General features: G+C 59.2%; 18 protein-coding genes. 14 read left to right on the top strand and 4 right to left on the bottom strand.

Annotated features, from left to right (window positions below; genetic code table 11):
• The first annotated feature begins 80 nt into the window (after positions 1-80).
• From F4X57_05365 to F4X57_05340, 6 genes are all read left to right on the top strand, one after another.
• Positions 81-917, top strand: a complete 837-nt coding sequence (locus F4X57_05365; GenBank protein MYC06584.1) for a DUF502 domain-containing protein — start codon at positions 81-83, stop codon at positions 915-917.
• Between the two features lie 57 nt (positions 918-974).
• Positions 975-1,235 (top strand): hypothetical protein, encoded by a 261-nt coding sequence (locus tag F4X57_05360; protein MYC06583.1) that lies wholly within the window; start codon positions 975-977, stop codon positions 1,233-1,235.
• A 108-nt stretch (positions 1,236-1,343) separates the two neighbouring features.
• Positions 1,344-1,526, top strand: coding sequence for a CBS domain-containing protein (locus tag F4X57_05355; GenBank protein MYC06582.1), 183 nt, complete (start codon positions 1,344-1,346; stop codon positions 1,524-1,526).
• On the top strand, positions 1,527-1,775 hold the full coding sequence (locus tag F4X57_05350) for a magnesium transporter (GenBank protein ID MYC06581.1): 249 nt from the start codon (positions 1,527-1,529) through the stop codon (positions 1,773-1,775).
• 176 nt (positions 1,776-1,951) lie between these two features.
• The gene (locus F4X57_05345) at positions 1,952-2,137 is read left to right on the top strand and encodes a hypothetical protein (GenBank protein ID MYC06580.1); all 186 of its coding nucleotides are present in this window, start codon (positions 1,952-1,954) and stop codon (positions 2,135-2,137) included.
• Positions 2,138-2,276: 139 nt separating this feature from the next.
• Positions 2,277-3,374, top strand: coding sequence for an Ldh family oxidoreductase (locus F4X57_05340; GenBank protein ID MYC06579.1), 1,098 nt, complete (start codon positions 2,277-2,279; stop codon positions 3,372-3,374).
• A gap of 269 nt (positions 3,375-3,643) precedes the next feature.
• On the opposite strand, the gene F4X57_05335 is transcribed toward F4X57_05340, so the two are convergent.
• The gene (locus F4X57_05335; protein ID MYC06578.1) at positions 3,644-4,144 is read right to left on the bottom strand and encodes a tetratricopeptide repeat protein; all 501 of its coding nucleotides are present in this window, start codon (positions 4,142-4,144) and stop codon (positions 3,644-3,646) included.
• On the opposite strand from F4X57_05335, the gene modA reads away from it, so the two are divergent.
• Genes modA through modC form a run of 3 tightly spaced genes read left to right on the top strand, consistent with a single transcriptional unit; the run spans position 4,086 to position 6,854 of the window.
• Entirely contained in the window at positions 4,086-4,979 is an 894-nt protein-coding gene (modA, locus tag F4X57_05330) for a molybdate ABC transporter substrate-binding protein (GenBank protein ID MYC06577.1), read from the top strand. The two genes, F4X57_05335 and modA, sit on opposite strands and share 59 nt — an antisense overlap.
• Before the next feature lie 45 nt (positions 4,980-5,024).
• The gene (gene modB / locus F4X57_05325; GenBank protein MYC06576.1) at positions 5,025-5,696 is read left to right on the top strand and encodes a molybdate ABC transporter permease subunit; all 672 of its coding nucleotides are present in this window, start codon (positions 5,025-5,027) and stop codon (positions 5,694-5,696) included.
• A gap of 51 nt (positions 5,697-5,747) precedes the next feature.
• On the top strand, positions 5,748-6,854 hold the full coding sequence (gene modC, locus F4X57_05320) for a molybdenum ABC transporter ATP-binding protein (protein MYC06575.1): 1,107 nt from the start codon (positions 5,748-5,750) through the stop codon (positions 6,852-6,854).
• A gap of 37 nt (positions 6,855-6,891) precedes the next feature.
• Here the strand turns inward: modC and F4X57_05315 are convergent, their stop codons facing one another.
• A complete protein-coding gene (locus tag F4X57_05315) occupies positions 6,892-7,086 on the bottom strand; it encodes a hypothetical protein (GenBank protein ID MYC06574.1) in 195 nt (64 codons plus the stop codon).
• A gap of 260 nt (positions 7,087-7,346) precedes the next feature.
• Between F4X57_05315 and pdxS the strand changes: the two genes are divergently transcribed.
• From pdxS to F4X57_05290, 5 genes are all read left to right on the top strand, one after another.
• A complete protein-coding gene (gene pdxS, locus F4X57_05310) occupies positions 7,347-8,246 on the top strand; it encodes a pyridoxal 5'-phosphate synthase lyase subunit PdxS (protein MYC06573.1) in 900 nt (299 codons plus the stop codon).
• Positions 8,140-8,841: a pyridoxal 5'-phosphate synthase glutaminase subunit PdxT gene (pdxT, locus tag F4X57_05305; GenBank protein ID MYC06572.1), complete on the top strand. Its 702-nt coding sequence runs from the start codon at positions 8,140-8,142 to the stop codon at positions 8,839-8,841. The genes pdxS and pdxT overlap by 107 nt, the downstream gene beginning before the upstream one ends.
• Before the next feature lie 236 nt (positions 8,842-9,077).
• Positions 9,078-10,670 (top strand): AAA family ATPase, encoded by a 1,593-nt coding sequence (locus F4X57_05300; GenBank protein ID MYC06571.1) that lies wholly within the window; start codon positions 9,078-9,080, stop codon positions 10,668-10,670.
• Between the two features lie 5 nt (positions 10,671-10,675).
• Positions 10,676-11,413, top strand: coding sequence for a thymidylate kinase (locus F4X57_05295; protein MYC06570.1), 738 nt, complete (start codon positions 10,676-10,678; stop codon positions 11,411-11,413).
• Between the two features lie 35 nt (positions 11,414-11,448).
• Positions 11,449-11,853 (top strand): PPOX class F420-dependent oxidoreductase, encoded by a 405-nt coding sequence (locus tag F4X57_05290; GenBank protein MYC06569.1) that lies wholly within the window; start codon positions 11,449-11,451, stop codon positions 11,851-11,853.
• Positions 11,854-11,866: 13 nt separating this feature from the next.
• Here the strand turns inward: F4X57_05290 and F4X57_05285 are convergent, their stop codons facing one another.
• A complete protein-coding gene (locus F4X57_05285; protein ID MYC06568.1) occupies positions 11,867-12,064 on the bottom strand; it encodes a hypothetical protein in 198 nt (65 codons plus the stop codon).
• On the bottom strand, positions 12,009-12,638 hold the full coding sequence (locus tag F4X57_05280) for a hypothetical protein (protein MYC06567.1): 630 nt from the start codon (positions 12,636-12,638) through the stop codon (positions 12,009-12,011). Before F4X57_05280 ends, F4X57_05285 begins: the two co-directional genes overlap by 56 nt.
• Positions 12,639-12,732: the final 94 nt, after the last annotated feature.

Below are 12,732 nucleotides of genomic sequence, written 5' to 3'. Positions count from 1 at the left end.
CAGTTTCTAATCATATTGTCAAAAGGTATCCAAAAAAGGCTTTAAGTGTGCAATGGCGTTTTCGTAATCTAGTTAGCGTAATGTTTACGAAAGGAGCCGATATGAAGGGCAGCGCGGATCGGCACCCCGGCAAAAGGTCGGGATGTGTAGAGAACCACGTCTGGGGACGAGTTAAAGCGGGCTTCATGTTGTTCGTTCCGATACTCGTTACCTACCTCGTGCTGCGCCTTTTGGTGAGTTACACAGACGACCTGTTGGCTCCACTGCTGAACCAGCTAGCGCCGGTGCTGGACTTGCTGCCCTTCATACCTCCGGGTCTCAGCCTGTTGTTACTGTTCATAATCTTCTATTTCACCGGCTTAGTGGTGTCGCCGCGCGTGGGAAGAATGACGATGGCGGCGCAGCATGCGGTCTTCAGCCGCATACCTGTGGTAAAGAGCATATATGGATTGACGGAGCAGGTAACGGGGTATTTGTCGTCCTATGATGAGTTCAGCCGCGTGGTGCTGGTGGAATGGCCAAAGCCGAATGTGTTCGCGCTTGGCTTTGTTACCGGGCAGTGCGAGTTGCGGGGCGATGAGGACGAAAGGATTGCGATATACATACCGACTGTGCCGAATCCGACTTCGGGCATGTTCGCATTGATGAGCAAGACGGAAGTGTACGACACGGACATAAGCGTGGAGGAGGCGCTCAAGCTTGTGCTGTCGGGCGGGATTGCTCTTCCGGAGAAGCTGCGAGATGTCGATGTGAAGGCGCGCTGGAAAGATGAAACTGATGCCAGCATACAGGAGCAGTTCTCACTAATGTTGGACGGGCACCGCAACAAGCGTCGAGGATATATGGGATACAGATACCGGGACAAGGATGAGTTGTATCGCATTCCTGCGAAGAGATTTGGTGGATTTGGTGATTGATGGTAGCGTTGGAGATTTGTGGAATCGTCTTGTGTAAATCTGGTGGAGGATTATTGAGTGCAGTCAATTAAGATTACAATAGACTTGGATCCACAGAAGATACCGGATCTTGTGTGCACCGACCATTCCCTGCTTTCCGACGACATCACCGAGCAGATAGCCATCGCCACAGCCAAGGCACTGGGCATCGAAGACTACCTGTCGCAGCCGGACAGGATATACGAACTGCGCCGCTGGATGTGGGAGCGCGACAACTCGTCGTTCGCCTTTGACGCCTATTCGCCTGAAGAAGTCGCGCTGGAAATGCCCGCCGACTGACGACAGGCGTAATTCTAGCAGGAAGGACAGGACGCGTAGGATAGAACATATCCGGTTTGTCCTGTCCGCCCCGTTAAGATAATTCTATGGCTATTGCATCGAACAACAGTGATTCCGACGCGCAGCCAGCATATATCGCTGATTTTTGAGAAGACATCATCTCGGCCGGGTGTGGAGATCGAGCAGGATCACGCGGCGCGTCTGATGGAGCGCTACGACATATTCAATTTGCCCGTGGTGGATGATGACGGCAGGCTTGTCGGCGTTGTGTGGATGGACGACATGATCTAAGTGCTGGAAGACCAAGCCACCGAGGATATGTTCCGTATGATAGGCGCGGCGGAAGAAGAACGCGCGCTCAGTCCGTTCTGGCGCTCGGTGCGCAATCGTCTGCCGTGGCTGGTGGTGAACTTGGCGACTGCGGTGCTCGCGGGCTTTGTCATCACGATGTTCCAGAGCACGATAGGGCAGGTCGTGGCGCTCGCCGCGTTCCTGCTTGTGATAGCAGGCAGGGCGGCATCGCCGGCACGCAAACACTGACGCTGATAATCCGCTCTATCACGCTAGGCGAAGTATCGCCGTCGAACACGACCCAACTGCTGCTCAAAGAAAACGGCCTCGGATTAGTGCACGGCTTGGCGCTCGGGCTGGTAGTGGGCGTAGTTGCGTTCATCTGAAAGGGTAGCGAATACCTTGCGCTAGTCGTAGAAATCGCGATGCTCGCAAACCTAGTAGTAGCAGGCATAAATAGCGTCATAGTTCCGCTAGGCTTCCGCGCATTGAAGATAGACCCCGCGCTATCATCGGCGGTTGCCGTAACAACGCTGACGGATGTGTTGGGCTTCCTTGTGTATCTTGGGCTTGCGACGGCTGCGATCGGGCTTATAATTCAGACGATGTAAGCTGGCTGTCCCCCCATCCTGCCTATATTGTCTCGCAATCCGAGATTTCTCGTTCACCTCCGCCGTGTTATACTTTGGCGGGCGAATCGACACTTTGTGCAGCCTAGCCGGACTCTGCTCCGATAGGCTTGTTGAAAGGATGATAAGAATGCTGGAACGATTCAAGGTGCCGTATGAAGACCAAGTGCGCGTGCCGGAAGACTCTCTGCGCGAGACGGTCGCGGCGGTCTTCGAGAAGATGGGCGTGAGCGAGGAAGATGCCGCTGTCGGCGCGAACACGCTCACAATGACCGACCTGCGCGGCGTGGAGACGCACGGCGTGTCCAACATGCTCCGCGCGTATGTGCAGCAGTACAACCAAGGCGGCCTTAACCCGCAGCCGAATTGGCGCATCATCAGCGAAGCGCCTGCCACCGCGGTGATGGACGCCGACCAAGGGCTTGCGGTCATTCTGGGACCCAAGGCGATGCAGATGGCGATAGACAAGGCGCGCGATGTGGGCGTGGGTGTGGTTACGATGTTCAACGCCGGTCATTCCGGCGGCATCGGCCATCACGCGATGCTCGCCGCCGAGCAGGATATGGTCGGCTTCGTGACCACCGCGGGCGGAGCGCAAGTCGTGCCGACATTCGGCTCTGTCGGACGGCTGGGGACGAACCCGATAGCGCTCGCGGCGCCGGCAGCCACCGAGCCGCCGTTCCTATTTGACGCTGCGACCTCGAATGTCGCGGGCAACAAGCTCGGCTTGGCGCGCAGGGTGGGCGCATCCCTGCTGCCCGGCTGGATAACCGAACCCGACGGCGCGCCCATTCTCGAAGAGACCGATGTGCGCGGACGCGGCGAATACTGGCACCTTCCGATGGGCGGCACGCGCGAGATGGGCTCGCACAAGGGCTACGGGCTTGCGCTGATGGCGGAAGTTCTTGGCACGATGCTGTCCGGCGCGCTGCCGAGCATGGTCGATCCGGACGGCGGCTCGAAGCACTCTTTCGCCGCCTTCAACATAGCCGCGTTCACCGATGTGGACGACTTCAAAGAGCGTATGGATCGCATGCTCCGCCTGCTGAAAGAGACTCCCCCCGCGCCCGGACACGACAGGGTGATTTACCCGGGGCTGTCCGAGTACGAAGAGATTCAGGACAGGCGTGAGAACGGTATCCCGCTGCACAAGGAAGTCATCGAATGGTTCGACGACATCTGCGGCGAGCTGTCCATACCGCGACTGCGCGTGCTGTGAAGTCTGTCAGTTCGTCAGTCTGTCAGTCGGTCAGACTTCACAGCACGGTATCGCTCCCATTTAGGTGAGCAAGGACATTTATTTCCGTTCGTGGTGAGCCTGTCGAACCACGCGAGTTTGCCGACACGCCCTTCGACAAGCTCAGGACGAACGGGTTGTTATTCAAACCACCGAAAAGGAAACGCCGCCTCAGTCTGCTCATATATCTATGCTGATACCATTAGCCGAGATACTGACAGACTGAAAAACTGAAAAACTGATGAACTAACTCACCAGCCCTTGTCCCTGGCGGCTAGGTAGTCGCGGTAGCTGGCGTCGTGGTCACCGTTCATAGCGTGCAGGATGCTCCGGTGGCGGTACGCGCTCCAGAAGTCAGGGTCGATATCCAGGGCGCGGGTCAGGTCGGCGATGGATTCGTCGAGCCTGCCTAGTTCGGAGTACGCCAAGCCGCGATTGTGGTATGCGTCGCGGTAGTTGGCGTCCAGGTCTATCGCCGTGCTGATGTCCGATACGGCGCTCGCGGCGTCGCCCGTGCACAGATGCGCAATGCCGCGATTGTTCCACGCCATGCCGTTAGACGGTTCTAGCGCGATAGCCTGCGTCAGGTCTGCCTTCGCATCCTCGTACCTGCCCTGATTCGAGCGCGCGTTGCCACGCCGGAACCACGCCTGCGCGTCCTGCGGATTGCGCTCAATCGCTTGCGTGGTCTCGATGACTATGCGCGCGAGTTGTTCCGGGTCGTGTTTTCCGCCGCTGCCGCGCTGCTGCATGATAAAATATCCTTATATCCATCCTGTTGACTCTGCCACTCTGTACTGCCCTTTCATGTTAAGCCTTTTCTCTTCCCGTGTCATTTTGCCGCTCGCCGTGTTGCCGCTTGCGCTGATGCTCGCGTCCTGCGCCGGCGGCGCGGACGACGATACGCTGCTCGTATTCGCCGCCACAAGCCTAACGGACGCGATGACCGAAGTCGCCGCCGAGTACGAGGCGACAAGCGGCACGAATATCGAAATCAGCTTTGGGCCATCGCGCGCCCTGGCACAGCAGATAGTACGCGGCGCGAATCCGGACCTGTACTTCGCCGCCGGTCAGCCGCCGATGGACTTGCTGCAAGATGGCGGGCAAGTCGCGCAAGATGGCGTGGTGCGCCTGCTGTCGAACAAAATCGTGCTCATCACCGGCACGGACGCGCCGAATTTCGGCAGCATCGACGCGCTTGCGGACAGCGGTTTGAATCGCATCGCAATGCCCGACCCTGAGATTGCGCCTGCCGGCAATTACACCAGAACCGCGCTGCAAAATCTGGGGCTATGGGAGCGTTTACTGCCTAGCATCGTATTCGCCAACGATGTGCGCGCCACGCTGGAATATGTCGAGAGCGGCAACGCTGACGGCGGATTCCTGTACCAGACCGACGCCGCCACATCCAATACCGTCACAATTCAAGACATCGTGCCGCTTGATGCGTATCCCGATGTGGTATATCCGGCGGCAGTAATCGAAGGCGCGGACAACGCCGATGGCGGCAAGGCTCTGCTGGAGTTCCTGCAGAGCGATTCCGCGCGTGAGATATTCCGCTTGCACGGGTTCACGCCACTCGAGTAGAGAACCTGAACAAACATGGATGTACAGGATTGACGGGATAGCCGATTGGAACTGCTAGGTATTCTGGGGCTGACAGTGCAGATTGCGGTGGTGGGGACGGCGATCAATCTGCCGCTTGCGCTGGGCGTGAGTTGGCTAATCGTGAAGCGCCGCATACCCGGCCGGCTGGTGTTCGACGCGCTGGTGTCGTTGCCGCTCGCCGTGCCGCCGGTCGTCGTGGGCTACGCGCTGCTGCTGCTGCTGGGCAATCGCGGACCGATAGGCGGACTGCTGCAAGACGCGCTTGGCGTGGAGTTGGTATTCACATGGTTCGCCGCCGCGCTCGCCGCCGCGGTCGTGTCGTTTCCGCTGATGGCGCGCGCCGTGATGGTCGCGATGGGCGGCGTGGACGAACACCTTGAGATGGCGGCACGCAGTCTTGGTGCGAGCGCGATTCGCGTCTTCTTCACAATCACCGTGCCGCTCGCGTATCGCGGCATATTAGCGGGCGTGCTGCTCGGATTCGTGCGCGCCATCAGCGAGTTCGGCGCAACAATCATCGTCGCGGGCAACATCCCCGGCAAGACGCAGACGCTGCCGCTCGCCATATACTCCGAAGTGCTGCTCGGCGACGACGCGATGACGATGCGGCTGATTGCGGTGTCGGTCGGACTGGCGGTCGTTACGCTGCTGGCACACAACTGGCTGTTGGACAGGGCGGCGAAGAACCGGAATTGACATCGATGGACAGGATAGGCGGAATGGACAGCGATAATTTAATGGTGGCTTATGTCTGATTCGCTGCTGGACTTAAAGATAAGCAAGAGTTTTGCCGGCTTTTCGTTGCAATGCGAAGCTCGGTTTGGCGATGGCATTACGGCGATATTTGGGCCGTCGGGCAGCGGCAAGTCCACACTGCTGAACTCGATCGCAGGGCTGGTGCGTCCCGACGACGGGCATATCGCATTTGATGGCGATGTGCTGTACTCGTCCGGCGAAGGCGTTTATGCGCCTCCGGAAAAGCGGCGGTTCGGGTATGTGTTTCAGGATTCGGCGCTGTTCCCGCACATGAGCGTCGCGGACAACATTCACTACGGCTACAAGCTGACCGCGCGAGCGAACAGGCGCATAGAGCCGTCGCATCTGGTCGAATTGCTGCAGTTGGAACGGCTGATGGATCGCGGCGTGGGCAATTTGTCCGGCGGCGAACGTCAGCGGGTTGCGCTGGCACGGGCGCTCGCCACATCGCCGCGTCTGCTGCTATTGGACGAGCCGCTTGCCTCGCTCGACGGCGGGCTACGCGGTGTGATACTCGGCTATCTAAAGCGCATCCGCCGCGAACTTGGCACGCCGATGGTCTATGTCTCGCACTCCATATCAGAAGTGATGGCGCTCGCCGACAACGCGCTGGCGCTGCGAGACGGCAGGGCAGTCGCATACGGCAGCGCGACTGAGACGCTAGTGATGCCGGAAGTGTCCGCATTCGCGCAGTTCGACACGCTGGAAAACCTGCTTGAGACGAAGGTGGCACAACGCCATGACGACGAGGACATCGCGGAACTGGAAATCGGTGATGCGCGCGTGATTGCGGCAGGCGTGCGGCGCGGCGAAGGCGATGCGCTCACGGTGTCCATCCGCGCCGGCGACATCATCGTATCGCGGCAGATACCGCCGCAGACCAGCGCGCGCAACGCCATCCGCGCAACGGTGTTGCAGATTCACATAGTCGATTCTCGCGTGCTGCTATATGCGGACATTGGCGTGAGTGATGTTGTGCCTGTTGTGGTGGAAATTACGCCGAATTCGCTGCGCGCGCTGGAACTGCGCGATGGCACGGAGATATATCTGATAATCAAGGCGAACAGCGTGCTGCCGCTAGAAGGTGGCGGGGGTTGACGGGATACGCAGGATGACAGGGCGGAAGAATCTATCGTCATCTCCCCGCGAAGAGAATCCATTGGAGTTCTCCGCATCCCTGGCATTTCAAGCGGAGGTAGTAGCCTGTGCCGTTGGATGATGGGCGCGACAGCAGCGGTTCCACTTCGACGAATGTGCTGCGGCGCTGCGGCGTACCGCTGGCGAGCGCCTTGTCCCTGCACTTCGTATTGCACATTGCTATATGCGTCATTCCGTTAACCGCCTTGTGAATTAAGCAGTCCTAACAATTTACAACAGAGCGCCAGCATACGACAACCTGACTTGCATTGCCTATGCAGGTGCAGGTTCTAACCTTCCCCCTTCATTGCCAAAGGGACTTTTGGCACCCGTAAAGAACACGCAGCTGCGTCTGATATAACCACGAGTCCCTTTCGGGCGGGATTATCTCATTGAGAAGCCTGTATCGGTCGGCTATACTTGACTAAATCCAAAATATAAGGGGAGGGTACGATGGCAGTTGATATGGTCGCCGAGACTGGTACATTCTTAGTGAAATCAGGGCTGGCGCAGATGTTGAAGGGCGGCGTGATAATGGATGTCGTTACGCCGGAGCACGCGAAGATTGCGGAGGACGCCGGGGCAGTTGCGGTAATGGCACTGGAACGCGTTCCCTCGGACATTCGCAAAGCCGGTGGCGTGGCGCGCATGTCCGATCCCGCGATGATAGCGGAGATAATAGACGCGGTTACGATTCCGGTGATGGCGAAGGCACGCATAGGGCATTTCGTGGAGGCTCAGATCCTTGAAGCGATGGGCGTGGACTACATAGACGAGTCCGAAGTGTTGACGCCCGCAGACGAGAACAACCACATCAATAAGCACGACTTCAAAGTGCCGTTTGTTTGCGGCTGCCGCGATCTTGGCGAGGCGCTGCGACGGATCGGCGAGGGCGCTGCGATGATTCGCACCAAAGGAGAAGCGGGCACCGGAAACATCGTCGAGGCGGTTCGCCATGCGCGCAAGGTCATCGGCGAGATGCGGCGAATCCAGAATATGACGGACGATGAACTCATGGCGACGGCGAGAGACCTTCGCGCTCCATACGAACTGGTGCGGCAGATACACGATACCGGCGACATGCCCGTGGTCAACTTTGCAGCCGGTGGCATCGCAACACCCGCGGACGCCGCCCTAATGATGCAGCTCGGCGTTGACGGCGTGTTCGTGGGTTCCGGCATATTCAAGTCCGAGTATCCGGAGATTATGGCGGAAGCCATCGTGAGAGCCACCACGCACTACAACGATGCTGGAATCCTCGCTGACATATCGAAGGGCTTGGGAGCGGCGATGCCGGGACTGGACGTGCGGAGTATGCCCGAAGAGGAGCAGCTTGCGGTACGAGGCTGGTAACTTGTCGAGCGGCGCGCCCAGGATAGGCGTATTAGCAGTTCAAGGCGACTTTCTGGAGCATAGACAGGCGCTGCGCCGCCTGGGTATCGACGCGCCCGAAATCCGGCTGCCTGACCAACTTGACGAGATTGACGGGTTGATTATTCCCGGCGGTGAGAGCACGACAATTGTGCAGTTAATTGACATGTACGGCTTTCGCGACTCGCTGCGGCAGAGGTCGCGGGAGGGCATGGCAATCTGGGGCACCTGCGCCGGCATGATTGTCGTCGCCGATAGGCTGACGGACAGGCGTCCCGATCCGCTGCGCCTAATGGATATAGAAGTTAGCCGCAATGCCTTTGGCCGCCAGGTGGATAGCTTCGAGGCGGACATCGAGTTCGAGGAAATCGAAGGTGCGCCCTTCCACTGCGTTTTCATACGCGCGCCGGTGGTGAACAGCGTGGGCGAGTCGGTTAAAGTGCTGGCGGCTCTCGATGACGGGCGTCCCATAGCGGTGCGCCAGGGCGGTATGCTCGCGACCTCATTCCATCCCGAACTGACTGACGATTCACGCATTCACGAGCTATTCGCCCGCATGGTCGAGCAGCGATCCTAGCATATTTAGCGCGTTCGTTAACGCCTTAGTCATAGCTCTGGGAATAAATCGGTCGTTACTCTCTTCCTACCCCTCTCCGATATGGAGATGGGGCATATCTTGACACATATCTTGGCAATTATACTCAGCCTTAGCTGTGCAGGGTTCTACTTTACGCCGATTTGCAATGCTATGATAAAGTGTATGTATTCGGCTGGCAGGTTGATGACGGATACTGAGGAGGTTCCTTGACTCAGTTGTTAAGAACACAGTTGGACGCGGACCTTGAATCGCTGATCGATACGCTTCCGCCGCACATCCGAGAATTGCTGCTGGAGCGCGAAGATGTGAACGAACTGCTGGAGGTAGTGCTCGACCTCGGCAGGGAACCGGAGGCGCGCTTTCTCAGCGAGAGCCTCGTGCTTTCCAGCCAAGAGATTGCGCAATCGGACATCGATTTTGTAATCGATAGAGTCAGCACTTTCGGCGAGGACAATCGCGCGGGCATAGAGCGCACGCTGCACCGCATTTCCGCCATTCGCAACCGTTCGGGCCGCGTCGTCGGACTGACTCTGCGCGTGGGCAGGGCGGTGTACGGCACGATTCGCATCATCGAAGACCTGGTGCTGAGCGGCAAGAGCGTTCTTCTGCTCGGCAAGCCAGGCGTGGGCAAAACGACCATGCTGCGCGAGATTGCCCGCGTGCTTGCGGACGACGCCCTCAAGCGCGTCATCATTGTGGACACTTCTAACGAAATCGCGGGCGACGGCGACATACCCCATCCAGGCATCGGCAGAGCGCGGCGAATGCAAGTGCGCCTGCCCGCGCTTCAGCACGCCGTGATGATTGAAGCAGTGGAAAACCACATGCCTGAAGTCATCGTCATCGATGAAATCGGCACGGGCGACGATGCGGACGCGGCGCGCACCATCGCAGAGCGCGGCGTGCAGCTTGTCGCCACAGCGCACGGCAATACGCTCGACAACCTCATCATGAACCCGACGCTGTCCGATCTCGTCGGCGGCGTGGAAGCGGTTACGCTGGGCGACATCGAGGCGCGGCGGCGCGGCACGCAGAAGACCGTCCGCGAACGGCGCGCGCCACCCACATTCGACATTCTCGTGGAAATACAGGGCTGGAACGAAGTCGTAGTGCATGAAGATGTGTCCGATGTCGTGGACAGGATGCTGCGCGGACAGCCGATCGCGCCGCAGATGCGCACGATTGACGAACTCGGCAGGCTGCAGCGCGCGCACGCCGAGGCGAAAGTGCCGGCGTTGTTCAATGGTGGCAGCCAAAACGGCAGCGCGCGCCGCGATACGCCACGACGCGGTTGGAGCATACAAACGCAGGACGAACAGCCGGACGCAGTGCCGCTCGAGTCGGTCAGCATATTGCCGTATGGCATCAACAAGGGCAAGCTGATGCAAGCCGTTCGCAGCCTCAACGCGCCCGTCGAGCTTGTCGCGGACTTGGGCAAGGCGGATATGCTGCTCACCACGAAGAACTACTACCGGCGCAGCACGCAGGCGCTGCAGCTCGCAGAACAGCGCGGCAAGCCCGTGTATGTGCTGCGGAAGAACACTCTCGCGCAAATTCAGCAGTTCGTGCAGGCGCTAGTGCGCAAGCAGTCTCAGGACGCGCAGCACAAGATGGAACACTCCGACGCCATCGACGAGGCGGAGCGCGCCGTGTCGATGCTGGAAGAAGGCGAAACCAAGCATGTAACGCTCAGTCCGCAGGCGGCGTTCGTTCGCCATTTGCAGCACAAGGTCGCGAACGAACGCGGCGTCTATTCGTCCAGCGAAGGGCGCGAGCCTAACCGCCATGTGGTGATGTACAGGCGGTAGGCGGCATGGCGGTGTTCATATCGTTCGAGGGCGGCGAGGGCAGCGGCAAATCGACGCAGGCATCAGTCCTGACCGACAGGCTTACTGCGCTCGGCATCGGCGTGGAGTTCGTGCACGAACCGGGCACCACCGAGCTTGGCTGGCAAGTGCGCGACATACTCAAGCGCGGCTTGCCCGGCGATGGAGATATGTCCGACCACGCCGAACTGCTGCTGTTCTCAGCGGCGCGCGCGGAGCTTGTGCTCAAGGTGCTGCAACCCCTGCTGTCGTCCGAGCAGCCGGACATGCCGCGCGGCGAACAGCCCGATGCACAGCCCGACACGCCAATCCCCGACATGATAATCATAGCGGACAGGTATGTCGATTCCACGACGGCGTATCAAGGCTACGGGCGTGGCATACCGTTGGCGCAGGTCGAAGCGGTGAACGCGCTCGCCACGCAGGGCATTATGCCCGACCTGACATTCCTGCTCGACCTGCCGCCGGTCAGCGGGCTGACGCGCATCGGCAATCTGCAATTAGGCTTCCGTTTGGACGACAGCGTGCTGCACGAGAGCGCGGCGAGAGCGCAGGAAGGCGCGCGCTTCGAGGAAGAACCACTGGAGTTCCACGAGCGCGTGCGGCAGGGCTACCGCGAATTGGCGGCGCGCGAGCCGGACAGGTTCTGCATAATTGACGCCACGCAGCCGCAGGAGCGAGTCAGCGAAATAATCTGGGCGGAACTTTGCCGGCGCTTCTTTTAATACAACAAGATGGACAATATAGGACAGGATACGATATGACACAGGAACAGATTCACGAATACTTAAAGCTGCCGATGATTGCGGACCTTGCGACTGTGAACCCGGACGGCTCGCCGCATGTGGCGCCGGTCTGGTTTCGGTGGGATGGCGATGTGGTGAAGGTGTTCACGCAGACGACGGCGGTCAAGGTGCGCAACATTCGCAACGACGCGCGCGTGTCCATGGCGGTGTCCAAGCAGGACGCGCCGTATGGCTATGTCATCGTCAACGGCACGGCGAAAATCTCGAACGACGGCATCCCTGACGAGGTACGCGCGATGGCGATCCACTATAAGGGCGAAGAAGAAGGCGAGATTTACATTCGGCAGGCGCTGCAAGAGATGGAGTTTTGCCTGCTGACGATTACGCCAACGAAGATAATCGGCTGGCTCGACGAGTAGATTAACGGGCCGCCTATCCCGCTAATGCCTCGACCTTACCAAGTTGATGGGATGCGATGTCGAGCGGCTGGTCGTAGAGGACGGCGCGTGGGACTTCGTTGACCATTGCTTGCGCCTTGCCTGCGCCCACTATCGCGGCGATAATTTGCAGTGCTTCACCTAGTTCTGGCGTGCGCGGCGGGCGTGGGGAGTGCGTGTCGGATGCGAGCATGTGCGCCACCGTTGCGCAACAGTTCCAGCGAGAACAGGCGTATCTCTTCGCCATAGTGCCCCAGCAGGCTGCCCCGCGTCAGCTGGCTGAGCATACCCTCGTCGATGTAGCGTTCCAGCAATGCGGGCTTGCGGATGAACAACTCGATGCGCTCCGGATGCGCGAGCACCGGAGTCAGCCCTTGCGCTTGCAAGTCTCGCAGCGTCCCGTCCGCGTAGCCGTGCTCTTCGATTGTGCCGGAGAACGGCATTTCCACCAGGATGTAGCGCGTGCCGTTCATGGTGATCGCCTTGCCGTCGGCATAGTCGTCGGGCAGCGATTCATCCATGTGATTTTCCATGCCCACATACAGCGACAGCGGTATGCCCTCGTCGTCGAAGCAATCTTGCAGTTCGGCGGCGAGTTCGTAGAGGCGCGGCACGGACGACAGCTCGGTTACATCCTTGCGATGCGGCGTGGCGAGCATAACGCGCGTGCCGTTCGCGGCGGCGATGCGCGCTATCTCAATGGCGTCTTCGATGCAGGTCGGGCCGTCGTCGGTGTCGTGCAGAATATGTGAATGCAGATCGTACATTATTCACATCGCCTTATTTCACATCGATGGACAAGATATAAGACGATTTCACAAATCCCCTCCCCCTTGACGGGGGAGGGTTAGGGTGGGGGTG

Source organism: Chloroflexota bacterium, assembly GCA_009840355.1.
Classification (GTDB): Bacteria; Chloroflexota; Dehalococcoidia; order Lucifugimonadales; family JADFKI01; genus Bin90.
The sequence above is the reverse complement of the archived record's forward strand: the minus strand, read 5'-3'. Positions and strand labels throughout refer to the sequence as shown.

Excerpts from the sequence above, each read along its gene's own strand:
- modC (MYC06575.1), top strand. The coding sequence starts at position 5,748 with ATGTCTGATTCGCTGCTGGACTTAAAGATAAGCAAGAGTTTTGCCGGC.
- F4X57_05290 (MYC06569.1), top strand. The coding sequence starts at position 11,449 with ATGACACAGGAACAGATTCACGAATACTTAAAGCTGCCGATGATTGCG.
- pdxT (MYC06572.1), top strand. The coding sequence starts at position 8,140 with ATGCTGGAATCCTCGCTGACATATCGAAGGGCTTGGGAGCGGCGATGC.
- F4X57_05315 (MYC06574.1), bottom strand. The coding sequence starts at position 7,086 with ATGACGCATATAGCAATGTGCAATACGAAGTGCAGGGACAAGGCGCTC.
- F4X57_05280 (MYC06567.1), bottom strand. The coding sequence starts at position 12,638 with ATGTACGATCTGCATTCACATATTCTGCACGACACCGACGACGGCCCG.
- pdxS (MYC06573.1), top strand. The coding sequence starts at position 7,347 with ATGGCAGTTGATATGGTCGCCGAGACTGGTACATTCTTAGTGAAATCA.
- F4X57_05335 (MYC06578.1), bottom strand. The coding sequence starts at position 4,144 with ATGCAGCAGCGCGGCAGCGGCGGAAAACACGACCCGGAACAACTCGCG.
- F4X57_05285 (MYC06568.1), bottom strand. The coding sequence starts at position 12,064 with ATGCTCGCATCCGACACGCACTCCCCACGCCCGCCGCGCACGCCAGAA.
- modA (MYC06577.1), top strand. The coding sequence starts at position 4,086 with ATGACTATGCGCGCGAGTTGTTCCGGGTCGTGTTTTCCGCCGCTGCCG.
- F4X57_05345 (MYC06580.1), top strand. The coding sequence starts at position 1,952 with ATGCTCGCAAACCTAGTAGTAGCAGGCATAAATAGCGTCATAGTTCCG.
- F4X57_05340 (MYC06579.1), top strand. The coding sequence starts at position 2,277 with ATGATAAGAATGCTGGAACGATTCAAGGTGCCGTATGAAGACCAAGTG.
- F4X57_05295 (MYC06570.1), top strand. The coding sequence starts at position 10,676 with ATGGCGGTGTTCATATCGTTCGAGGGCGGCGAGGGCAGCGGCAAATCG.
- F4X57_05365 (MYC06584.1), top strand. The coding sequence starts at position 81 with ATGTTTACGAAAGGAGCCGATATGAAGGGCAGCGCGGATCGGCACCCC.